Genomic DNA, 21,409 nt, shown 5'->3' with positions numbered 1-21,409 from the left:
GGTCGCCAGTGACTCGTGTCGCCCAGGCCCGCGGGCTACTGGAGGATGAGGTCCACCAGCAGGTCGTCCTCGGCGTCTTCCTGGATGGAGGCATCCGAGTCGTCCACGTCGTAGCCCTTGAACGAGAAGCCCAAGGGCGCCTGTGCGCCGATGCAGGAGCTCTCGCGCGGGGACGTGCCCACGCCATCACCATCCGCGTCCGGGTACAGCACGGCCCAGCGGTAGAGCGAAGCGTCCGCGTCATCGCAGTCGTTGCCCGTGGCCTGGGTGAAGTAGGGCTCGGGCAGGGTGGTGCCCGTGCATACCGAGCCGCTTTCGGGCCGCGTGTGGCCGTCCTCGTCCCGGTCGACGTGGAAGTAGGACATCCCCCGCCAGCGCGTCGGGTCCTCTTCCGCGCAGTCCGTGCTCAGCGCGGACCAGGGGGCGGGCACCGTGCCATTCGTGCACAGCGCCACGGCGTCTCCCGCGCCCACGCCGTCTCCGTCCGTGTCCGCCCAGGCCTGGACGGTGGTGTGCCGGGCCGGGTCCGCATCGTCGCAGTCGCTCCCGCGCGGCGCCGTGCCGTAGCCGGAGGGCAGCGTCTGGCCCGAGCACACCGTTCCCGTCGCTGGGGCGGTGAAGCCGTCTCCGTCCGCGTCCCGGTGCGAATAGGCCAGGAAGCGCCAGGCGGTGGCGTTCGCGTCGTCGCAGTCGCTGTTCACCGCCGAGTAGCCCGTGGGCATCTGGCGGCCCGCGCAGAAGGTCTGCCGCGTGCCCGTACCGAAGCCATCACCATCGGTGTCCGGGTACACGAGCCAGCTCACCATGACGGTGGCATCGCGGTCGTCGCAGTCATTGCCGGTGGGCCACTGCGCATAGCCCTGAGGGAGCTCCGCGCCGCTGCAGGTCACGCCCTGCTCGGGAACCGTGTCGCCGTCTCCGTCCGCGTCCCGGTGGGCATACGAGCGCCACTGCCACCGCGTGTCGTCCTCGGGGGCGCAGTCCTCGCGGTCCAGCGCGTAGCCGGGAGGCGCCGTGTGGCCGGCGCACCGTGTGACGGGGGCGCCACTGCCGAAGCCGTCTCCGTCCACGTCCACGTAGACGGTGCGCTCCCTCCACTGCGCGGCGTTCGTGTCGTCGCAGTCCAGGCCGCGCGCCTCCAGGGAATGGCCGGCGGGCAGTGTCAGACCGGAGCAGACCCGGCCTTCCTCGGGCACGGTGAAGCCGTCTCCGTCCGCGTCCCGGTGGGTGTAGTCGCGCCATGTCGAGCGAGCGCGGTCCTCCGGCGCGCAGTCTCCGTCGACCGCCGCGTAGCCCCGGGGCAGGTCCTTGCCCTCGCAGTGGGAGATGGGCTCGCCGCTGCCGATGCCGTCGAAGTCCCCATCAGGCCAGACCTGTATGGAGGCCGCGAAGCGGGCGTCGGTGTCATCGCAGTCAGGCGCGCCCGGTTGTTCGCGGTAGCCCTCGAGCGTGTCTCCCACGCAGGCCGTCACCGGGCCTTCCGTGGTCGCTCCGTCCCCGTCCTGGTCAAGGTAGAGCCCCGCCTGCTCACGCCAACGGGCTGCGTCGTCGGGAGCGCAGTCGCCGCTCTGCGGGCTCCAGCCCGCCGGGAGCTGTTCGCCAGCGCAGACCTCGCGCTTCGCGCCAGCGCCCACGCCGTCGTCATCCTCGTCCGCGTAGCCTTCCAGGAGTCGCCACTGGCTCGCGTCATCGGGCGCGCAGTCCGCTGCGTCCGCGACCCCATCCCCGTCAGCGTCCTCATCCGTGGGGCCTGCGCCCGATGAGCACCCCGCGAGGAGGCCCGCCACGGTCAGCGCCAACGCCAGCCACGTTCGTCGATTCGTCCCCATGGGCGTCGTTCGTGCCATCCGCGTGGGGGGCTAGGGGACGCGGGTCAGCTTGCAGGCGAACTGGCGATAATTGCTCGGATGCGTTTCCACTGACATGGTGAACAGGTACGCGCCAGGCTTCGTCATGGCGAGCAGCGCCATCCGGTCGCAGCGGCCACCCAACGTCTGAAAATTCGCCTCAACGCCATGCGATAGGATGACCTTGAAGGTCACGGTCCGGGGTTCCTCCTCGCCGTGGAGCACACCCGTGACATTGATGACGCCATCGAGCCTGATGCTGTAGTCGTCCACGGTCGTGAAGACATAGGACCTGCCGATGGGGGCATCCTCCGCCATCGCGGCGGGCGCGGCGAACAGCGCCGCGAAGAGGGGAAGGGCCAGGACGCACCGGGACAGGGACTTCGGCATGAGGGGTTCCTCGCGGAGGGGCTGAAAACGGGCGGATTCCGCCATGTGCCCACGCCCTATACGTCCTCCCCCTGATTCCTTGGCGGATCCGGCGCGGCCCGGGGCCAATGCCACCGCCCAACGGCCGCCCCATGCTGCACCTTGTCACGGCGGGGCGGCTGCAATACGCCTACAGGCATGTCCACCGCAGCGCTCCCCGCCGACTTCCTCCAGGCCATCACCGAGGGCTTCCCCGCCGACTTCCTCACCCGGGAGCCAGCGGAGCTCCAGGAGTACGGCCGCGACTGGACGCGCGTCTACACGCCCGCCCCCGCCGCCATCGCGCTTCCCCGGACGACGGACGAGGTCGCCCGGCTGCTGGCCCTGTGTCACCAGCACCGCGTCGCCGTGGTGCCCTCCGGTGGCCGCACGGGCCTGGCGGGTGGCGCGGTGGCGGCCCGGGGAGAGGTGGTGCTGTCGCTCCAGCGCATGACGCGCATGGGCCCGGTGGACCTGCTCGGCAACACGGTGCGCGTGCAGGCGGGCGCGGTGACGGAGGCCGTCCATCACCACTGCGCGGAGCACGGCCTCACCTGGCCGGTGGACTTCGCGTCCAAGGGCTCCAGCACGGTGGGTGGCAACATCGCCACCAACGCGGGCGGGGTGAAGGTCATCCGCTACGGCCTCACGCGGCAGTGGGTGCTGGGGCTCCAGGTCGTCACCGCCCAGGGCGAGGTGCTGGAGCTCAACGGCGCGCTGGAGAAGAACAACACCGGCACGGACCTGCGCCAGCTCTTCATCGGCAGCGAGGGCACCCTGGGCGTCATCACCGAGGCCACCCTCAAGCTCACCCAGCTCCCCGGCCGGCAGGACGTGTTCCTCTTCGCCGTGCCGGACGTGGCCGCGGTGCTGCGCCTGTTCCGCGACGCGCGCCGGCAGCCCGCCTTCACCATTTCCGCCTACGAGTTCTTCACCGACAAGTGCATGGACCGGCTGCAGCGCCACCGCAAGCTGCGCCCGCCCTTCGAGACGCCCAGCGGCTGCTACGTGCTGCTGGAGGCGGAGGCGAAGGACGCCGCGGCGGTGGAGGGCTGGCTGGGCTCGCTGTTCGAGCGCGAGCTGGTGACGGACGGCGTCCAGGCCCAGGGCGCGGCGCAGGCGGCGGAGCTGTGGGCCCTGCGCGAGGGCATCAGCGAGAGCCTCTCCGCCACCGGCCTGCCGCACAAGAATGACATCTCCCTGCCCGTGGCGGGACTGGAGGCCTTCTGCGCGGAGCTGGAGGCGGTGTTCAGCGCGCGCTATCCCGGCTGGGAAATCTGCCTCTTCGGCCACATCGGCGACGGCAACCTGCACGTCAACGTGATGAAGCCGGACGCCATGGACAAGGCGGAGTTCCTGGCCCACACGAAGCAGGCGGACCCCACCATGTTCGCGCTGGTGCAGAAGCACGGCGGGAGCATCTCCGCCGAGCACGGCATCGGCCTGTTGAAGAAGGACTACCTGGGCTACTCGCGCGCGCCGGCGGAGCTGGCCCTGCTGCGCACCCTCAAGCGCGCGCTGGACCCCCAGGGCATCCTCAACCCGGGCAAGGTGCTGGATGCCTGAGGGCGCCGGACGTCAGGACAGGATGCGCGTCTTGATGTCCGTCTCCAGCCCGGCGATGGCCTCGCACACCTGCGCGGACACGTCCTGGTCCAGGTCCATCAGCAGGTAGCCGATGTTGGCGTCCGTGCTGAGCACCTGGGCGTGGATGTTGGCGTTGAGGTCGGAGACGATGCGGTTGATGTCGCGCAGCACGCCCGGGGTGTTCCGGTGCACGTTGAGGATGCGGTGCGTGCCCGGGATGAGCGGCGCCTCGATGTGCGGGAAGTTGACCGCGCCCGTGCTGGCGCCCGCCTTGAAGTACTTCAGCAGGCTGGTGGCCACCTCCTTGCCGATGGAGGCCTGGGCCTCCTCGGTGGAGCCGCCGATGTGCGGCGTGAGGACCACGTTGGGCAGCCCCTGGAGCGCGGTGACGAAGCCGTCCGAGTTGCTCTCCGGCTCCTCCGGGTAGACGTCCACCGCGGCGCCACCCAGGTGCTTGGACTGGAGCGCCCGCGCCAGCGCGTCGATGTCCACCACCGTGCCGCGGCTGGCGTTGATGAGGCAGGCGCCCTTCTTCATCTGCGCAATCTGCTCGGCGCCCATCATCATGTGCGTGGAAGGCAGCGCGGGCACGTGCAGGGTGACGAAGTCGGACGCCCCGAGCAGCTCCTCCATGGTGACGGAGGGCTGCGCATTGCCGAGCGGCAGCTTGGTCATCACGTCGTAGTAGAGGACGCGCATGCCCAGCGCCTCGGCGAGCACGCCCAGCTGCGAGCCGATGTGGCCATAGCCGATGATGCCCAGCGTCTTGCCGCGCACCTCATGGCTGCCGGTGGCCACCTTGCGCCACTGGCCCGCGTGGACCTCGCGGCTGCGGTCGAAGAGCTGCCGCGTCAGGACGATGATTTCCGCAATCACCATCTCCGCCACGCTGCGCGTGTTGCTGAAGGGCGCGTTGAACACGGGGATGCCGTGCGTGTTGGCGGACGTCAGGTCCACCTGGTTGGTGCCGATGCAGAAGGCGCCAATGGCGAGCAGGTTCTCCGCGTGCTCCAGCGCGGCGAGCGGCACCGTCGTCTTGCTGCGGATGCCCAGCAGGTGCACGCCCTTCAGCCGCTCGGCCAGCTCCTCCGGCTTGAGGGCGGAGGAGAGGCGCTCCACCTGGAAGCCCTCGGCGGCCAGCATCTCCCCCGCGGACGGGTGGATGTTCTCCAGCAGCAGGGCTCGGAAGGGGCCTTCGTTGCTGATGGCGCGCGTCGGAGAGGGCGGGAACTGGGGAGTGCTCATGGCGCCTTGCGTTAGACCTCGGCTCCGAGGCTGTCAAGGGCGGGATGGCGCCGCATGCCGGGGCGTCCGCCACCCGGCAGCAGCACCTCGGGGAGCGGCGGCACGGCCCCCCGACCGTGCGTCACGGGGCCGGGAAGCGCGGCTCGTCGAAGGCCTTGTCCTTCCACTGGAGCTCGTGCACCGCCGCGGCCCGTCCCGACCGGGTCTCCGCGGTGCAGCGGATGATGCCGTCCGATGTGAACAGGCACGGCTCCGCGTGGGGGTACTCCAGGGCGGCGGATAGAAACGCGTTGCTGACGACGTTGGGGGCGAACTGACCGAGCGACAGGATTCGGTAGAACTCCTGGCTGAACGGCAGCGCCTGCGACGTCTGGTAGCGACTGCGGAAGGCGATGACGTAGGGCGTGCCCTTGTCGATGAAGAGCCTGGCGAAGCGCTTCTCCCAGCCAAGCAGGCACGAGCTGAAGAAGGCGAGCAGGCGAGGGGGCCTGCGGCCCTGCTTGAAGGCCCGCTGAAGCTGCTCGTAGGTGAACTCGACGTCCTGGCTGGAGTCGTCGCCATTCACGGTCCACTGGATGACGCTGCTCAGGTCATGCCAGTACGTCTCCGGCGTGATGAGGGATTTCTTCGCCCACGCCGTGAGCGCGTTGGGGTCGAAGCCCGTGTCCACGCAGAGCTGCCGCTCCTCGGCTTCGAGCCGCTCGACCTTGGCCTCATCATTCCGGCACCACGTCGGGTAGCGCGGGATGGCCATGTCCATGGACGCGAGCCGCGACCCGTGCCTCGAGCAGCGGACGTTCCCGTGGGTGACATGGTGATAGACGTCACAGTCACCCAGGTCCTGTATCCAGGTGTTGAAGTCCGCGTTCCGGTCGAAGTAGCGCTCGCGGAACGGGCCGCGCGAGACGCGGGTGAAGGCGTCTCGCACGTGTCCCAGCTCGACGTCCCACTGCAGCCCGGGGTCGGCGCGGTCGTAATAGAAGAGGGTGGTGAGCGCGTCGGGAGCGGCGGGCGCGTCGAGCGCCAGGATGTCGTCGTGGGTGATGTTCCAGCCGCGCAGCTTGAGGTTGCACTTGCCGCAGAAGTGCGGGTCGTAGCGGTCAGGCGCCTGGTGCGGATACTGGGGCCGGACCCCGTCCCAGTCGGGGTAGCTCATCATGCAGTTGTGGTCGAACGCATCGTGGTGCTCGCGCACCACGCCCGAGGAGGCCTCATGGTGCGTCAGCCAGAAGCAGTGGCCGACCTCGTGGGTGAAGACGTAGTCGGCGTTCGCGTTCACGCTCTGGTCGATGATGCCCATCAGGTCGCCGTTGCCGTTGGAGGTCGTGGGAATCTCTCCCACGTCCGAGGTCCTGAGCGCCTCCCGGATGTCGTCCGATAGCCTGTACTCGAGCATGACGATGCCGCCGCAGGGGGCATGTCCGGTGCGGAGCTTGTCGGAGATGCGTGAGAGCAGGAATCCGCCAGCGCTGGGGACGTCCGGCGTGCTCACCAGCTCGTTGAACATGTCGCTGACGAACGTCCAGATGTCGTTCTTCTGGTCGGACGTGAGCTCCGCGTCGGGGGCGAGGCGCACGACGGGGCTGTCGTCGTGCACCTGCGTGGTGTCCAGCAGGCCGACGACGCTGGCGACGGAGGGCTTGATGTTCGTCCGGATGTGGTTGAACCAGCTCGCGTAGTCGGCGTCGTCGATGACCTCGGAGATGCGCCGGTACCGCGTGCGGGAGAAGTCGACCTCCAGGTAGGCCTCCGCATAGCGGGCCCGGCACTGCTGCGGCAGGTGGCCATGGTCGCGCAGGGGCCAGCCCACGATGCCGAAGACCTCCACCCGCCGCCAGACGACGATGGGGCGCGTCTCGTACTGGCAGACGGGATTGGCTGCCTCGAGCGCGAGGGCGTTGTCGCGGCCCGCGTAGCTGAGCCGCGCGCGCACCCGGTAGCGGTCGCCCGCAATCAGGGAGGGCTGGAAGTAGATGCCCGCGCGTCCCACGCGGCTCGGATGCGCGTCGCCATCCGTGAAGGCCGGCACCCAGAGCACCTTCCTCCCGGCGTCCTCCGTGGGCGCGGCATGGGGGGCGTAGGGCTGGGGCTCCCGCCAGAAGGGGTTGCGGAAGTTGTCCACCCGGGTGCGGATGCCGCCGTAGGCCTCGGGGCAGTTCGTGTTGCCGTCGTGCGTGAGGTCGACGAAGTCGCTGTGGAGGACGCGGTTGATATAGGCCCGCGTCCCGCAGTGCAGGCGGTCATCCAGGGGCAGGTGGGACACGTCCTCGCCAGGCTCGGCAGCGGACCAGTCCACCCGCACCGCGCCCACGGCCCGGGGGGCGGCGACCCGGCTCCCGTCATGACCCTTGAGGTAGATGACGGCCTCGAGCGGCACGAGCGGGCGGTTGAGCTTGCCGGCCTCGCTGGTCGTCTTGTTGTGCAGCGCGCCCCAGTCGATGGCCCCGTTGTTCCGGTTGGGAGGGATCTGCCGCATGAACTCGTCGGTCTGGTTGGCGAGGTCCTCGTCGAAGCCGACGGCCTCCACGTAGACGCGCAGCGGGTCTCCGGCTCCCATGGGGAGGGCCGTGCCTTCCGGGATGGGGTGGCTCTGGGCATCCGCCAGCGTCGGGCGCGCGCCATGGGCGTCCGCCAGCGCGCCGTCCAGCGCGTCCTCGAACTGGTCGTCCGTGGGGGCCTCGACGGCGCGGCGCAGGTCACCGTGGTTGCGCAGGAAGCGCTCCTTGGCCTTGTCGAGCAGGTCCGTGTGGACCGCCACCCGCGCCGGCGGCCCGGCGTAATAGCCGAGCTGGTTGAGCTTGTGGCAGATGCTGGCGGCCGTGCCGCGGTCGAACGCCTCGCCGGTGGCGAGCCAGGGCCCGCGGACGACCTCCACCGAATGGTAGAGGACGTCGACCCGCGCGGTGGTGGAGGGCGGTGGCGGCGGGACGCGCCCCTCCGCAAGGGGCTCCTCGTTGCGGGCCTCGCAAGGCATCACGCTGTCCAGCTCGGTGTTGGGCAGGTCCTCGGGCTGGCGGAGGCCGTCGCGTTCGTCCGCTTCGATGACGGCGTCGACCTGGAGCGTGTACGGCGCGCGCAAGGGCGTGGCGAAGGGCTCGTGGCGGGCGTCATTGCCCACGTTCAGCGCGCCCGTCCAGGTGACGTCCGCCGGACCGTCCCGGCAGTCGAGCGCATCCGATTGGTACACGAGGGTGTTCGCGTAGTCGCGCACCTCCAGCCGCACGGAGACGAGCCTGCCCTCGTCGGGCGGGTCGTAGGTGACGGCGAGCGTCTCCTGGGAAGGGGCGAAGTGCGTCCAGTCGCAGCGCAGGGGGAGGTAGGGCATCGGGAGTCGTGTCGGAGCTTGCCCGCGGCCTCAGGGCGCGGCGGGGGCACGCCTGCGGAACGGCCGCAGGTAGTGGCGCTCAATCCAGTCCATCTTCCGGGAAGGGGGCAGGTCCGGCCGTGCGAGCACGGCCCGGGGCCAGGGATGCGCGGGGTCTGTGTCGAAGTGCTCGCCCAGGCAGAGCTGGCAGGCGATGAAGCGGGCCACGTCCCAGCGCGCGGTGATGCCATGGGCGCTCGCCGCCGTGATTCCGCGCTCGGCCCGCGCGCGCAGCTCGGGCTCGCCCAGGCCCGCGCACTCGCCGGGCAGCTGCGCGCGCAGGAAGCGCGTGACGCTGGACACGTAGACGCCGCGCGCCGAGGTGTCGAGGGACGCCATCTGCTCGGGCCGAATCCTCAGCACCGCATGCACTCCGGAGACCGCCGCAAGATGGTGGAAAATTAACGTTTCGAGTGAAGGACTTTCAACCCGGTGATGGGCGCCAGACGCGACAGCGGGGCGGCCCCTCCGAGAAGGAGTGGCGCGCCCCGCCGTGCTCACGTCCTGAGGGGAACGTGATTACTGGATGGTCCAGCCCACCGTGCCGCTGCAGCTGGTGTTGCCGTAGCAGCCCGCGCGAATCTGGTACGTGCCACCCGCGCCCGCCGGCACCGTGTAGGTGGCGTGCGACAGCGAGCCGCAGCCGTTGCCGTCGTCGTTGGACGCCACCTGCGCGCCCGCGGCGTTGTACAGGCGGATGAACGAGTCACCGGTGCCGGAGGCGCCCGCCACGTTGCAGGTGCCGAAGGAGATGCGCTGGCCGGCGGTCAGGGTGACGTCCTCGTTGGTGGTGTTCTGCCGCGCGCTGCTGGTGTTGACCGCGCTGTAGTTGAACGTGCCCGAGGTGGCCGGCGGGGCGCTGGTGCCGATGGTCCACGCCACGGTGCCGCTGCAGCTGGTGGTGCCATAGCAGCCCGCGATGATTTCGTAGGCGCCGGCGGCCACGGCGGTGAGGGCGAGGTTGGAGCCGCGGCCCTCCGCGCACCCGTCGTCGTTGGAGCCGACCTCGATGCCGCTGGGGCCGTTGACGCGCAGCCAGGTGTCACCGGTGGCGGTGGCGCCCGTCACGCCGCAGGTGCCCACGGTGAGGCTCTGACCGGCCTCGAGCTCCACCACGTGCCGGGTGGTGTTCACCGTGGCGTTGTAGGTGCCGCTGGCGGTGAAGGTGAAGTTCGTCTGCGGCGGCGGCGTGGAGTTGCACAGCCGGACGCTGGTGTGGGTGGCGCAGAACGCCTCGATGGCCGGACGGACGTAGGTGATGGCCTCGCCGGTGCACCCGGTCTCCGAGCACTCGTTCACGACGTAGCAGTTGTTCTGGTAGACGTAGTCGTCATCGCCACGCACCAGGATGCCGGCGATGGTGCGGTCCGTCATGTCATAGACGGCGGAGCCGGAGTTGCCGCCGAAGGTGTCGGTGGTGGCGACGAAGTAGTCCAGCGTACTGGCGCGGCTGTTGCGGACGCTGCCGCCCGAGTCAATCTTGAGCGGAATACCACTGCCCGAGCCGATGACGGCCACGTTGGTGCCGGTGGGGATGGCGCTGTTTCCCGCCCGGATGGGGGCGGGAGCGAAGCGCGGCGCCGCCGGACGGTCCAGGCGGATGATGGCGTAGTCCAGGTTCCGGCCGTTTGATGTGCCATAGTGGTGCGCGACAATCTCCTTGCAGCTGAAGACGTCCTGCGTGGTGAGGGTCTGCACGGCGTTTGCGTTGGGCCGGTAGAAGTTGAAGACCCACTTGTAGTCCCTGCAGTCGGCGGCACCGGTCACGCAGTGGCCGGCGGTCAACAGCAGGTCGTCGTCGATGAGCGTGCCCGAGCACCAGCCGGGCGACGGGTCATCGAAGAAACGCTGGCCCGGGCAGAGGCCGATCGCCTCGCCTAGGGGGAGGCTGGCGAGGGCAACGTTGTTGGGGTCCGTGTCGTCAATATCGTACCGGTCGATCATGACCGCGCTGGCCTGCATGGCGTACTGCCGCAGGATGGCGTCGGGGTGCTCGTACACGTCCATGCGGTCGTCGTTGCCATAGACGACCGGCTGCTCCGTGGTGCCGCCGCCTCCAGCGGAGTCGGACGCCATTTCCGGCCCGCAGGCCGTGGCGGAGAGGGTGCACAACAGCGCGCCGAGCAGCTTCCTGCGGGCGCCGGTCCGGGGGATACGCATGAGACGACCACTCCTACGGGAGATGTGAGGCCCACCCCCTTCAGGGGCGGGCCGCCGCAATATAGGTGAAAAAAGGCGTTCCTGCTGTCTGCTGGCGGACAGACCTGGCGCGCCTCAATCCGCGTCGGGGTTTCGCAGCCACTGGAGGGCGTCCGCCCGGGTCTCGAAGGTGCGGGTGGGGATGCTCAGCATGGCCCGCTTCGTCATGCGCCAGGCCTGGAGGCCGGAGGGCGCGTCACTGACGACCCGGGCCGAGCGCTTCATGCCGTGGAGCTGGGCGTAGGCGTTGAGGCTGGCCATGGCCGTCACCACGTCACTGGGCATCACCCGCAGCTGGGACTGATCCACCAGGGCGGACCATTCACCGGCGAGGTCGGTGATGGCCTTCTTCACGTCGGCCAGGTACTCGGTCAGGTCCGCGGTGGTGACCTGCGGGGGATAGACGACCTCGAGGATGCGGTCCTGCGAGTGAACGGTGATCTGGAATGGCATGACGGTGACAGGCTCCGGGCGGGGCGCGCCATCCTAGCCGCCATGGGTGACACGTCTAGAGCGGGGGGCAGGATGCACCGCCGACGGCACCTGTCTTCGGCCCTGTCCCGAAGGGCCGGGAATGTCAGACCCACCTGGTACTGACGTCCCTGCCGCTGCTCCGGTACCGGCGCGCCGAAGGGGTGCGCTGGCGGTGGCAGCCGGCGAGGGGGATTCATGAACACGATGTCGTACGTCCTGGGTGCGGTGCTGGGCGCCGCTCCGGGGCTGCTGCCGGTGGAGTCGGCGCCGCCGGTGGTTCCAACGCAGGAGTCGCGCCCGGACTCGCGCGGGACTTCTCGCAAGGGCCGAGGCCCCGCCCGGAGCGCGGCCGTTCCAGGCAACCATGCCGTGGTGGCGCCGCCATCCTCGGCGCAGGAGGTCCCCGACGAAGGCCGCACGAGGGGCGGAGGCGACAGCAAGACGCCCCGCCACCCCTGCGAGGCCATCTCCATCATCCAGGTGCCCTGCGACGCCGAGCGGGAGATCTGCGAGTACACGTACTGGCATTGCCCGGAGGCCGTGAATCCGCTCCGGTCGTGAGTGAAGGAAGCAGGGAGCGCACGGGCGGCCGGTTCCGCCCGTGCGTTTCCTTTTGCGGGCGAGCCGGCGCCGCGGCGGCGTGCTTGAAGCGCCACTTCTCGCAGCGGGCACCCCTCGTTGTGGCGTCGGTGCGCGTCGGCGCGTGAGGGCATGTGCGTGACGTGTCGGCCGTTCGCATTTCTCCGGTGTCGCGTGTCCGTCTTGCTTGACACCCCTGGAGCCCCGGCGGAAAAGCCCTGACACACGAGGCGGCCCGGCCGTTTTCCTCAGAGGCCGCCAGGGAGCCCGGCATTGAAGCTCGCGACGCTCAAGGACGGAACGCGTGACGGCCGCCTCATCGTCGTCAAGCGGGACAACTCAGCCTATGCGCTGGCCACCAACGTGGCGCTCACGCTGCAAGCCGCGCTGGACGACTGGGAGGCGAAGGAGCCTCAACTGCGCGCGCTGGACGCCCAACTGGAAGCGGGCACGGTGCAGAGCCGGCCGCTGGATATCAGCGCGCTGCTGGCGCCGCTGCCGCGCGCGTACGAGTGGGTGGACGGCAGCGCGTACCTCAACCACGTCATCCTGGTGCGCAAGGCGCGCGGCGCCGAGCCTCCGGAGACGTTGAAGACGGACCCGCTGGTGTACCAGGGCGGCTCCGGTGACTTCCTGGCGCCCACCGCGGACATCCCGCTGGCCGACGAGGCCTGGGGCCTGGACTTTGAGGGCGAGGTCTGCGCCATCCTCGGCGACACGCCGCAGGGCACGAAGGCGGCGGATGCGGCGCGTCACGTCAAGCTGCTGATGCTGGCCAACGACGTGTCGTTGCGCAACCTCATCCCCAACGAGCTCGCCAAGGGCTTCGGCTTCTTCCAGAGCAAGCCGGCCACGGCCTTCAGCCCCTTCGCCGTGACGCCGGACGAGCTGGGCGCGGCGTGGCACGACGGGCGCATCCACCTGCGGCTGCGCTCGGTGCTCAACGGGCAGCAGGTGGGCGACACGGATGCGGGCCCGGAGATGCACTTCTCCTTCTTCGACCTCATCCAGCACATCAGCAAGACGCGCAGCTTCACGGCGGGCACCATCCTGGGCAGCGGCACGGTGTCCAACGCGGACCGCGAGCGGGGCATCTCCTGCCTGGCCGAGCGCCGCATGATTGAGACGATTGAGCAGGGCGCGCCCAAGACGCCGTTCATGAAGCCGGGCGACACCATCGACATCGAGATGCTGGATGCCGAGGGCCGCAGCGTGTTCGGCCGCATCTCCCAGAAGGTGGTGAAGGGGCCATGACGGGCCTTCGGCTCTACAGCTACTGGCGCTCCTCGGCGTCGTGGCGGGTGCGCATCGGCCTGCACCTGAAGGGGCTGAAGTTCGACTACGTCCCGGTGCACCTGGTGAAGGATGGCGGGGAGCAGAACGGCGCCGCGTACCGGGCGGTCAATCCCATGCGCACGCTGCCCACGCTGGAGTGGACGGAGGCGGACGGCACGGCGCGCCGCCTCTCCCAGTCGCTGCCAGTGCTGGAGTACCTGGAGGAGCGCTTCCCGGCGCCCGCGCTGCTGCCCGCGGACGCGTACCTGCGCGCCCGGTCACGGATGCTGGCGGAGATGGTGAACTCCGGCATCCAGCCCCTGCAGAACCTGTCCGTGATGCAGCGTGTGAAGCAGGAGCTGCACGCGGACGACAAGGCGTGGTCGGCCTACTGGAACGCGCGGGGCCTGGAGGCGCTCGAGGCGGCGGTGCAGCTCACCGCCGGGCGCTTCTGCGTGGGGGACACGGTGTCGCTCGCGGACGTGTGCCTGGTGCCGCAGCTCTACGGGGCGCGCCGCTTCGGCGTGGACCTGGCGCCGTACCCCACGCTGCTGCGCATCGAGTCCGAGTGCCAGGCGTTGCCGGCCTTCCAGGCAGCCCACCCCGACCGACAGCCGGATGCGGTTCCCGCCTGAGCCTCCTGGGGCGGACGTGCCTGTCCGGGCGCGGCCGCCGTCTGGACCGTGCGCCGGTCGGCGCGCATGGGCGCTGCCCGGTGACCAGGTGGTGGCGGCCTGGCTCTGGTGGGCCACGCCCGCGCGCCGCGGGACGCTCAACGCGCATTCACGCTCCCTGGCTTCCGTGCGGCGACCTGTCGTCCTCCATGCCAGTTCGGGCGTGCCGTGCCGGCGCGCTTGGGGAGGCGCGGTGCCCAGGCGAGCAGCCCCGCTTCCGCGCGGCGACCTTTCGGCGCTGACCTCGCCGGTGAACCGCGCCAGCGCAGTAGGGGGCCGCTGACGCCCATGAACCCTGCCCCGCCTCCGCGAAGCGAGCTCTCCGCGCCTTCCGCATCGCCGGGGGACCGCGCCGCCGCGCTGCGTGAGCTGGCGGTGCTGTTCCTCCGGCTGGGGACGGTCGCCTTCGGAGGGCCGGCGGCGCACATCGCGATGATGGAGGACGAGGTGGTGCGCCGCCGCCGCTGGTTGTCCCGCGAGGAGTTCGTGGACCTGCTCGGCGCCACGAACCTGATTCCGGGGCCCAACTCCACCGAGCTCGCCATCCACATCGGTCACCGGCGCGCGGGCTGGCCTGGCCTGCTGGTGGCGGGTGCGTGCTTCATCCTGCCCGCCTTCTTCATGGTCGCCGCCATCGCCTGGGCATACACGCGCTTCGGCACGCTGCCGAAGGTGGACGCGGTGCTGCACGGCGTGAAGGCCGTCATCATCGCCGTGGTGGCCCAGGCGCTCTGGGGACTGCTGCGGACGGTGGTGCGCACACCGCTGGCCGCCGGCGTGGGACTGGCGGCCGTCATCGCGGCCTTCCTGGGCGTGAACGAGCTGCTCCTGCTGCTGCTGTCGGGCCTCCTCGTGCTCGCATGGCGCGCGGTGGGGCGACGCAGGCCGGAGGCGCCTCTCGCGGGCGTCGCGCCGCTCTGGCCGCTGCTGCCCATGGGGGCGGCCGCCTCCGCCGTGCCCTTCACCTTGCACGGTCTTTTCCTCTTCTTCCTCAAGGTGGGCTCGGTGCTGTACGGCAGCGGCTACGTGCTGCTGGCCTTCCTCCGCTCGGGGCTGGTGGAGCGCAACGGCTGGCTCACCGAGGCGCAGCTGCTGGACGCGGTGGCGGTGGGACAGGTGACGCCGGGGCCGGTGTTCACCACGGCCACCTTCATCGGCTACGTGGTGGGCGGGGCCTCGGGCGCGGTGGTGGCCACGGCGGGCATCTTCCTGCCCGCGTTCGTCTTCGTGGCGCTGAGCGGCCCCCTGGTGCCTCGGCTGCGCCGCTCGTGGATGGCCGGCGCGTTCCTGGACGGCGTCAACGTGGCGTCGCTCGCGCTGATGGCGGTGGTGACCTGGCAGCTGGGGCGGGCCGTGCTGGTGAGCCCGCTGCCGGTGGCGCTGGCGGCGGTGGCCGCCGTGCTGCTCATCCGCTATCGCGTCAACTCCGCGTGGCTGGTGCTGGGCGGCGGCGTCGTGGGCGTGCTGGCCGCCGGGGGCCTCAGCGGGGCGTGAGGATGGCCTCGCAGGCATGCACCTGCTCGTTGGCGAGGTCCGCCTTGCGCGCGGTGCACCTCAGCCGGAGGACCTCGCCCTCGGGCAGCACCTCGCAGGTGCGGTTGACCTCGACGCTCCTTCCGCTGCCCGCGTCCGTGGGCAGGGTGCCCCCGTCCGCGCTCAGGGTGATGAAGACGTTCGTATCCGCCAGGTACCAGTTGTTGCCTTGCCGGAGGTCCACGGCGCCTCCGTAGACGTCTCCAGCCGCTGGGAGGCCCGTCCGCTCGTCCACCTCCACGTCGAGGACGCACTGGGCCTCGGCCGTGCTCACCCGGAGGATGCCCGGCAGCCCGCAGGTGTTGTGGCCCACGTCGAAGGTGACGTCCTGGGCCGAGTGGGAGCATTCCTTGGCCGAGTCCGCGACGAGCAGCAGGGCGGTCATGACGAGCACGGCCGCGGTCGCGAGGTTCATCAGCAGGGCTTTCACGCGGTGACTCCAGTGGGGGTTGAGGCGGGGGTGGATGGCTGCTGGCGGGAGGTGGCGCGGCTGTAGTGCACCGCGGCCCAGACGAGCGGCAGCGTGACGAGGTCGGTGGGGTCGGCCCAGGCCTGGAAGCGCGAGAGGCCGAGCGGCGCGCCCAGGGGGCGCAGCAGCGCGCAGAAGAGGTCCGCGGCGGGCTGGGACACCTTGAGCGCGGTGAAGAGGCACACGGTGAAGCCCGCGCCCACGGCCACCCTGCGCGCCCTGGGCCAGCGTGTCACCAGCGCCAGCAGCGCGGACACGTAGAGCGGCAGGAAGAAGCAGATGGCGACGTCGGACAGCTTGCCGGTGAGGGCGTTGTGGAAGGTGGGCTTGAGCCAGCGGTCGTTCACCGCCATCAGCGCCACCGCGCACAGCGGCAGCGGCGCGAGGAACTCCGGCATGGCGGGCAGGCGCCTCATGGGAGCCCCTTCCCACTCGAGAAGGCCCGCAGGAGGATGGCGTCCGTGAGCAGCTCCACCGGGGCCTTGTCGTCCGTCAGGGGCTCGCCCGCGGGCACCGGCTTCAGCTCTCCGGCCACGCGCTCCGCCAGCGGGCGCAGGGACGCGGGAAGTGACGGTGTGCGCGCCGCCAATCGCTCCCCGAGCCCCGGGGCTCCGGCGAAGAGCAGCGTGTTGCTGTGGTTGAGCGCGTCGGCGGCCTGGACCTCCGGGAAGACGGTGGCCAGCGTGGCGCCCAGGGCCTCCACCACCGCGCGCTCCTGCTGGTAGCGCCCCACGTTGAAGCAGGCCACGCCCCCGGGCTTCAGGCGCGAGGCCACCGCGGCGGCGAACTCGCGCGTCGTCAGGTGGAAGGGGACGTAGGGGAAGCGGAACGCGTCGACGAGGATGACGTCGTACTGGCGTGCGTCGCTCGTCAGGAAGGCGCGGGCGTCGCCGATGTGGACTTCCACCTCGGCGGGCAGGTCGAAGTGCTCACGGCCCAGCCGCACCACCTCCGCGTCCAGCTCCACGCCCACCACCTCCGCGCCCGGGTACGTCTCCCGCAGGCCCCGGGCGCTCGTGCCCGCGCCCAGCCCCAGGACCAGGACGCGCGGCGCCTGGGGCGCTGTCTGGGCCATGGCGGGGGCCAGCAGGTAGTGGCCGAAGACCTCTCCGCGCACGGGCAGGCCGGGCCTGTGGATGCTCTGCACCGCGTAGCCTTCATCGAACACGAGCGCGCGGGTGCCGCGAGCGTCCTTCAGCACCTGGATGAAGGCGTAGGGAGACTCGGCCACCTCCACGGCCTCGGGGCTGCGGGGGAGGGCGTGGACGCCCAGGGCGAGGGCCGCCACGGGCACGCCCACCGTGGGAAGCCGCCAACGCCACCCCAGGCGCCACGAAGCCGTGAGCCCCAGCACCGCCGCGAAGAGCGCCATGGTGCGCGCGGTGCCCAGCAGGGGTAGCACGACGAAGGCCGCCAGCAGCGTCCCCGCGATGCTGCCCAGGGTAGAGGCCGACGACAGCCGACCCGCGTGCGCGCCCGCCGACGCCACGCCCGCCAGTCCCACGCGCAGCACGTAGGGCCCCACGGCGCCCAGCACCAGCAGGGGCGGCAGCGCCACCAGGACGAGCAGGGCCACGCGCCCGAGCGCCTCCGCCAGGCGTCCTCCCATCAACGCGGCCGTGGCGCCGGGCAGCAGCGCCCGCGCGAGGAAGGGCAGCAGGGCCAGGGTGAGCGCGCAGAGGCAGAGCGCGCTCAGCAGGGGCCTCAGGCTTTCGGTCCGGTCCGCCGCGCGGCCTCCCAGGTGCGCCCCCAGGGCCATGCCCCCCAGCACCAGGGAGATGAGCGCGGCCCAGACGGGTGTGCTGCTGCCGAAGTAGGGCGCCACCAGTCGGGATGCCGCCATCTCCGACGCCATGACGGTCGTGCCGGTGAGGAAGGACAGCCATGTCAGCGAGGCCGCGCGTTTCATGCCCGGACGCTCGCTTCAGCAAGGTCCGTTCCAGCGCGAAGCTCTTGGAATGACTGTGGTGAGGCGACAGGTGTGGCCGTCCTGCCGCGACAGGCGCGTCAGGGGGAGGGCGTTATCTGACGACGGCCGCGCGCCGCTTCCGAGCGGCGGTGACGGCCAGCAGCAGCACCGCGAGGGGCACGCCCAGCACCACCGGCCACAGCCAGAGCGGCTCGCCGTCGTGGACGACGGCGCGGAACTCGCGGCCCTCGGCGGGCGCGTCCATCAGCTCCGCCAGGTTGAGCTTCCACTCCACGGTGTTCTTCTGCTCGTTCACCGTGCCGTTCGTCTCGCCGATGCCGGGGCCGTGGATACGGAGGGTGAGGCGGTTGTTGACGAGCATCGCCTTCGCCATGCCCTTCGCGAGCTCCCGGGCCGCCTGGTCCGTGGCTTCGTCGCCCGTGCCGACCGGAGGCGTGACAAGGGCCTTCTCCGGGTGGAAGCGCTGGGTGTAGACGTAGTTCCCGCCCTGGCGCTCGATGCGGAAGTCCCACGCGTCCTTCGGCGCTTGCTGGCCCGCTGCATGCTTCTCGGCGGCGCGGCGGTAGAGGTCCGGGAGGCGGGTGACGTCCTTCACCGTCACGTCATAGACGAGATGGACCTGTCCCTCCTGTTCGTAGTCCCGGAGCATCACCTGGGTGACCTCCGGGTCCTCGCGCAGCGCCTGCTCGGCTTCGCGCGCGCTCGCGAGCAGCTGCGCCTTGGCGTCCGTCGCGCCGCCCAGCCGCGCCAGGGCCGTGACTGACTTGGGCAGGCCCATGTCGACCACCAGCCGCGCCGAGCCGCCCGGCTCAATCCAGAGGTCCTGCTGGACGTCGAAGCAGCCCGTCGTTAGGAGGAGGGACAGCGCCGCGAGCAGCAGCGCGGGACGAGGCAGGGTGCTCGGTGAGCCAGTGGGCATGGCTCACCAGTATGCTGGGACTGCTTCAGGCGGAGAAGGGGAGGGCCGCCACCTTCGCCGTGGCGGGGCCCCCGGCCAGGGTCAGCTCGGTGCCCGGCTCCAGCGAGTCCCGGTGCACATAGCCCAGGGCCACCCGCTGGCCCGCCACCGGTGACCGCACCACGCTGGTCAGCCAGCCCACCTTCTTCTCCCCTCGCCGCAGCTCGGTGCCGGGGGCCACGTCCGCGTCGCCCAGCAGCAGGCCCGTCAGCTTGCGGTTCATGTGGCCGCGGAAGGTGGCTCGGGCGATGACCTCCTGCCCGATGTAGCAGCCCTTGTTGTAGGAGATGGCGTTCGCCAGGTTGGCTTCCAGCGGGATGGTGGTGTCCACCATGTCCTGGCCGTACCGGGGCACGCCGGCCTCCACGCGCAGCAGCTCCAGGGCCTCGTAGCCCAGCGGCGTCAAGCCGTGGGCGGCGCCAGCGGTGGCCAGGGCCTGCCAGACGGCTTCCAGCCCTGCGCGCGGCACCCACACGTCCACCCCGTGAGCTTCCGTGGCGGCGCTGCCGAGCAGCCATACCTCTTGGCCCGCCAGCGTGGCCGTCCGGGTGGCGTGGTGCGACAGCGGCGCATGGGGGCTGCCCAGGGCGGCGGACAGGACGGCTTCCGTCCGGGGCCCGAGCAGCCGGAGCAGGGCCAGCTCTCCCGTGGCCTCGTGCAGCTCGGCGTCTTCGGAAATGAGGTATTTGTCCAGGAACTCCCGCACCTTGGCGCCGGTCCCGGGCTCCAGGTCCAGCAGGAGGTCCGACTCCCGCTTGAGGATGCGGGCATCCGCCACCATGGCCCCCTTGGCGGTAAGCATGGCGGCGTAGGCCGCGGTGCCCACGGGCAGGTTGTTCACCTCCTGGGTGACCATCCCGTGTAGGAAGGAGACCCGGTCCTCTCCCGTGATTCGGAGGGTTTCGCGGTAGGAGGCGTCATGGAGGGCCACGGACGCCTTCGCGGCCCGGTACTCTCCCTCCGTGTCTCCATACCCGGCCACGGTTTCCCGGCCGCCCACGTCGCCGAAGCGGGCGCCCGCCTTCTCATGAAGAAAATGCAGAGACAGCGGTTCCATGTCCGTCGCTATATAGAGGCGAAGGAGCGAATGCCACGATGGATGTGAAGCACCTGTCGTCCTTCCAGGACTTCTCACCGGAGAAGCTCCTGAAGCACAACGTGTTCCAGTCCGGGCGGTTCTTCCTGGACGTGTACTGCCTCCAGCCGGGGCAGACCCAGAAGCCCCACCGCCACGCCACGTCGGACAAGGTGTACGTCGTCCTCGACGGCCGCTGCCGCTTCCGCGTGGGCGCCGAAGAGGAATCCCACGGCCCCGGCGCCGCCATTTTCGCCCCCGCGGGCGCCGAGCACGGCGTCACCAATGACGGCCCGGATGCCGCCCGCCTCCTCGTTCTGATGACCCCGCCCCCGGAGCATGCATGAGCTCGAAGTCTTCTTCTTCGTCCACTCCCGTGGCGACTCGCGGCGCGGTGGCGCTGCTGGTCCTGGGCCTCGCGGAGAGTGCCCTGTCCATCTTCCAGTGGATGCAACTGCTGACCCTGCGCGGCGGCGGCGCCACCGTGTGTGGTGTCTCCGAGACGGTGAACTGCGAGACGGTGTGGAACTCCGCCTTCGCCAGCCGCGTGCATGACCTGCTGGGCCTGCCGGTGGCGGGCCTGGGGCTCGTCTGGGGGCTCGCGGCGGTGGGGCTGTCCGCCCTGTACCTGGCCTGGGCGCGCTCCGGCCGCGACGTGCGCCCGGCCGCCAATGGTCTGCGGCTGGTGGCCGCCGCGGGCATCGCGTCCGTGGTCGTCTTCGGCGTGGCCAGCGCGCAGTCGGGCGCGATGTGCCCCACGTGCCTCGCGACGTATGCGCTGGTGCTGGTGTTCGCCGGTGTGGCCATCAAGGGACTGCCCGGGCCGCTGCTGCCCGGCGCGGGCGAGTGGGGGGCCACGCTGAAGTGGACGGTGGGCGTCACGGCCGCGGTCTTCATCGCGACGCTGCTCCCCGGCCGCGCCACGCCCAAGGCGTCGGAGGCCTCGGGGGCCGCGCTGCTGCCGCCCGCGCCTCCGCAGGTGGCCAGCACGCCGACGCCCGGCGTGACGCCGCGGCAGCAGACCGAGGCGCCCGCGGCGCCCGCGTCGCTGGAGGAGTTCCTGCGCTCCCTGCCACCGCAGCATCAGCAGTTCCTCTCGGACGCGCTGGCCGCGTACCGCAGCGAGACGCCGCAGCCAGCCGTGGCGCCCGCGCGTCACCGCTACGGGCCGGTGGATGCACCGGTGAAGATTGTCGAGTGGACGGACAGCAAGTGCCCCCACTGCAAGGCGCTGGTGGAGGAGCTGGCCGTGCTGAAGAAGCGCGTCCCTGAAGGGAAGATGTCGCTGGAGGCCCGCCAGTTCCCGCTGGACGGCGCGTGCAACCCGGCGATTCCCCGCCGTGGTCCGGATGCGCCCAGCGTGCGCTGCGTGGCGGCCCGCGCGCAGATCTGCCTGGAGGGCGCGCCGGATTACTGGGAGCTGCGGGAGAAGCTCTTCGCCGCCCAGGCCGTGCTGGACACGGAGCGGGCGGTGGAGATTGCGTCGTCCGGCTCGGTGCCGCGCTCGCAGCTCGAGGTGTGCATGAGCAGCCCGGCCACGGCGGCGAAGCTCCAGGAGGACTCGCGCTACGCCATGCGCCACAACATCCAGGGCACGCCGCTGGTGCTGGTCAACGGCCGCGAGGCGGTGCCCTCCGCGCCGTTCCTCTACGCGCTGGTGATGGCGGATGGGAACCCGAGCGCTCCCGCCTTCGACGTGCTGCCTCCGCCGCGGCCCCGCCCGGCCGGTGGCCATGGCCATGCCCACGACGACCACGCGGGCCACAACCACTGAGGACGCCGCACTCGCGCC

Annotated in this window: 19 protein-coding genes; 7 read left to right on the top strand and 12 right to left on the bottom strand. The window is 70.9% G+C overall.

What is annotated here, in order from left to right; all coding sequences use genetic code 11:
- Window positions 1-35: 35 nt before the first annotated feature.
- Entirely contained in the window at window positions 36-1,829 is a 1,794-nt protein-coding gene (locus tag VZL07_RS08465; RefSeq protein WP_426754845.1) for a hypothetical protein, read from the bottom strand.
- Window positions 1,830-1,859: 30 nt separating this feature from the next.
- Window positions 1,860-2,237: a hypothetical protein gene (locus VZL07_RS08460; protein ID WP_426754844.1), complete on the bottom strand. Its 378-nt coding sequence runs from the start codon at window positions 2,235-2,237 to the stop codon at window positions 1,860-1,862.
- 177 nt (window positions 2,238-2,414) lie between these two features.
- Here VZL07_RS08460 and VZL07_RS08455 point away from each other — a divergent pair, with 177 nt between their 5' ends.
- Window positions 2,415-3,821, top strand: coding sequence for an FAD-binding oxidoreductase (locus VZL07_RS08455; protein ID WP_426754843.1), 1,407 nt, complete (start codon window positions 2,415-2,417; stop codon window positions 3,819-3,821).
- Window positions 3,822-3,833: 12 nt separating this feature from the next.
- Here the strand turns inward: VZL07_RS08455 and serA are convergent, their stop codons facing one another.
- The 5 genes from serA to VZL07_RS08430 form a co-directional block, all read right to left on the bottom strand.
- On the bottom strand, window positions 3,834-5,087 hold the full coding sequence (serA, locus tag VZL07_RS08450; RefSeq protein ID WP_426754842.1) for a phosphoglycerate dehydrogenase: 1,254 nt from the start codon (window positions 5,085-5,087) through the stop codon (window positions 3,834-3,836).
- Between the two features lie 121 nt (window positions 5,088-5,208).
- Complete coding sequence (locus VZL07_RS08445) at window positions 5,209-8,412, bottom strand: hypothetical protein (protein WP_426754841.1); 3,204 nt, start codon at window positions 8,410-8,412, stop codon at window positions 5,209-5,211.
- 30 nt (window positions 8,413-8,442) lie between these two features.
- Window positions 8,443-8,790, bottom strand: a complete 348-nt coding sequence (locus VZL07_RS08440) for a hypothetical protein (protein ID WP_426754840.1) — start codon at window positions 8,788-8,790, stop codon at window positions 8,443-8,445.
- Between the two features lie 180 nt (window positions 8,791-8,970).
- Complete coding sequence (locus VZL07_RS08435; RefSeq protein ID WP_426754839.1) at window positions 8,971-10,611, bottom strand: trypsin-like serine peptidase; 1,641 nt, start codon at window positions 10,609-10,611, stop codon at window positions 8,971-8,973.
- A 114-nt stretch (window positions 10,612-10,725) separates the two neighbouring features.
- Window positions 10,726-11,103: an STAS/SEC14 domain-containing protein gene (locus VZL07_RS08430; RefSeq protein ID WP_426754838.1), complete on the bottom strand. Its 378-nt coding sequence runs from the start codon at window positions 11,101-11,103 to the stop codon at window positions 10,726-10,728.
- A 216-nt stretch (window positions 11,104-11,319) separates the two neighbouring features.
- Here VZL07_RS08430 and VZL07_RS08425 point away from each other — a divergent pair, with 216 nt between their 5' ends.
- The 4 genes from VZL07_RS08425 (at window position 11,320) to chrA (ending at window position 15,146) form a co-directional block, all read left to right on the top strand.
- Window positions 11,320-11,685, top strand: coding sequence for a hypothetical protein (locus VZL07_RS08425; protein ID WP_426754837.1), 366 nt, complete (start codon window positions 11,320-11,322; stop codon window positions 11,683-11,685).
- Window positions 11,686-11,976: 291 nt separating this feature from the next.
- Window positions 11,977-12,957, top strand: coding sequence for a fumarylacetoacetate hydrolase family protein (locus VZL07_RS08420; RefSeq protein WP_426754836.1), 981 nt, complete (start codon window positions 11,977-11,979; stop codon window positions 12,955-12,957).
- Entirely contained in the window at window positions 12,954-13,613 is a 660-nt protein-coding gene (gene maiA, locus VZL07_RS08415; protein ID WP_426754835.1) for a maleylacetoacetate isomerase, read from the top strand. The genes VZL07_RS08420 and maiA overlap by 4 nt, the downstream gene beginning before the upstream one ends.
- 327 nt (window positions 13,614-13,940) lie before the next feature.
- Window positions 13,941-15,146: a chromate efflux transporter gene (gene chrA / locus VZL07_RS08410; RefSeq protein WP_426754834.1), complete on the top strand. Its 1,206-nt coding sequence runs from the start codon at window positions 13,941-13,943 to the stop codon at window positions 15,144-15,146.
- On the opposite strand, the gene VZL07_RS08405 is transcribed toward chrA, so the two are convergent.
- The 5 genes from VZL07_RS08405 to VZL07_RS08385 form a co-directional block, all read right to left on the bottom strand.
- Window positions 15,133-15,615 (bottom strand): hypothetical protein, encoded by a 483-nt coding sequence (locus VZL07_RS08405; RefSeq protein ID WP_426754833.1) that lies wholly within the window; start codon window positions 15,613-15,615, stop codon window positions 15,133-15,135. The genes chrA and VZL07_RS08405 overlap by 14 nt on opposite strands.
- A complete protein-coding gene (locus VZL07_RS08400) occupies window positions 15,612-16,070 on the bottom strand; it encodes a hypothetical protein (RefSeq protein ID WP_426754832.1) in 459 nt (152 codons plus the stop codon). The genes VZL07_RS08405 and VZL07_RS08400 overlap by 4 nt, the downstream gene beginning before the upstream one ends.
- Entirely contained in the window at window positions 16,067-17,563 is a 1,497-nt protein-coding gene (locus tag VZL07_RS08395) for a spermidine synthase (protein WP_426754831.1), read from the bottom strand. The genes VZL07_RS08400 and VZL07_RS08395 overlap by 4 nt, the downstream gene beginning before the upstream one ends.
- A gap of 112 nt (window positions 17,564-17,675) precedes the next feature.
- Window positions 17,676-18,503, bottom strand: coding sequence for a hypothetical protein (locus tag VZL07_RS08390; RefSeq protein WP_426754830.1), 828 nt, complete (start codon window positions 18,501-18,503; stop codon window positions 17,676-17,678).
- A 25-nt stretch (window positions 18,504-18,528) separates the two neighbouring features.
- Window positions 18,529-19,599, bottom strand: coding sequence for an aminomethyltransferase family protein (locus tag VZL07_RS08385; RefSeq protein WP_426754829.1), 1,071 nt, complete (start codon window positions 19,597-19,599; stop codon window positions 18,529-18,531).
- A gap of 38 nt (window positions 19,600-19,637) precedes the next feature.
- On the opposite strand from VZL07_RS08385, the gene VZL07_RS08380 reads away from it, so the two are divergent.
- Window positions 19,638-19,964: a cupin domain-containing protein gene (locus tag VZL07_RS08380; protein WP_426754828.1), complete on the top strand. Its 327-nt coding sequence runs from the start codon at window positions 19,638-19,640 to the stop codon at window positions 19,962-19,964.
- Window positions 19,961-21,391 (top strand): thioredoxin domain-containing protein, encoded by a 1,431-nt coding sequence (locus VZL07_RS08375; protein ID WP_426754827.1) that lies wholly within the window; start codon window positions 19,961-19,963, stop codon window positions 21,389-21,391. The genes VZL07_RS08380 and VZL07_RS08375 overlap by 4 nt, the downstream gene beginning before the upstream one ends.
- The last annotated feature ends 18 nt before the right edge of the window (window positions 21,392-21,409 follow it).

The organism is Pseudomyxococcus flavus, from assembly GCF_050038885.1.
Classification (GTDB): Bacteria; Myxococcota; Myxococcia; order Myxococcales; family Myxococcaceae; genus Myxococcus; species Myxococcus flavus.
The sequence above is the reverse complement of the archived record's forward strand: the minus strand, read 5'-3'. Positions and strand labels throughout refer to the sequence as shown.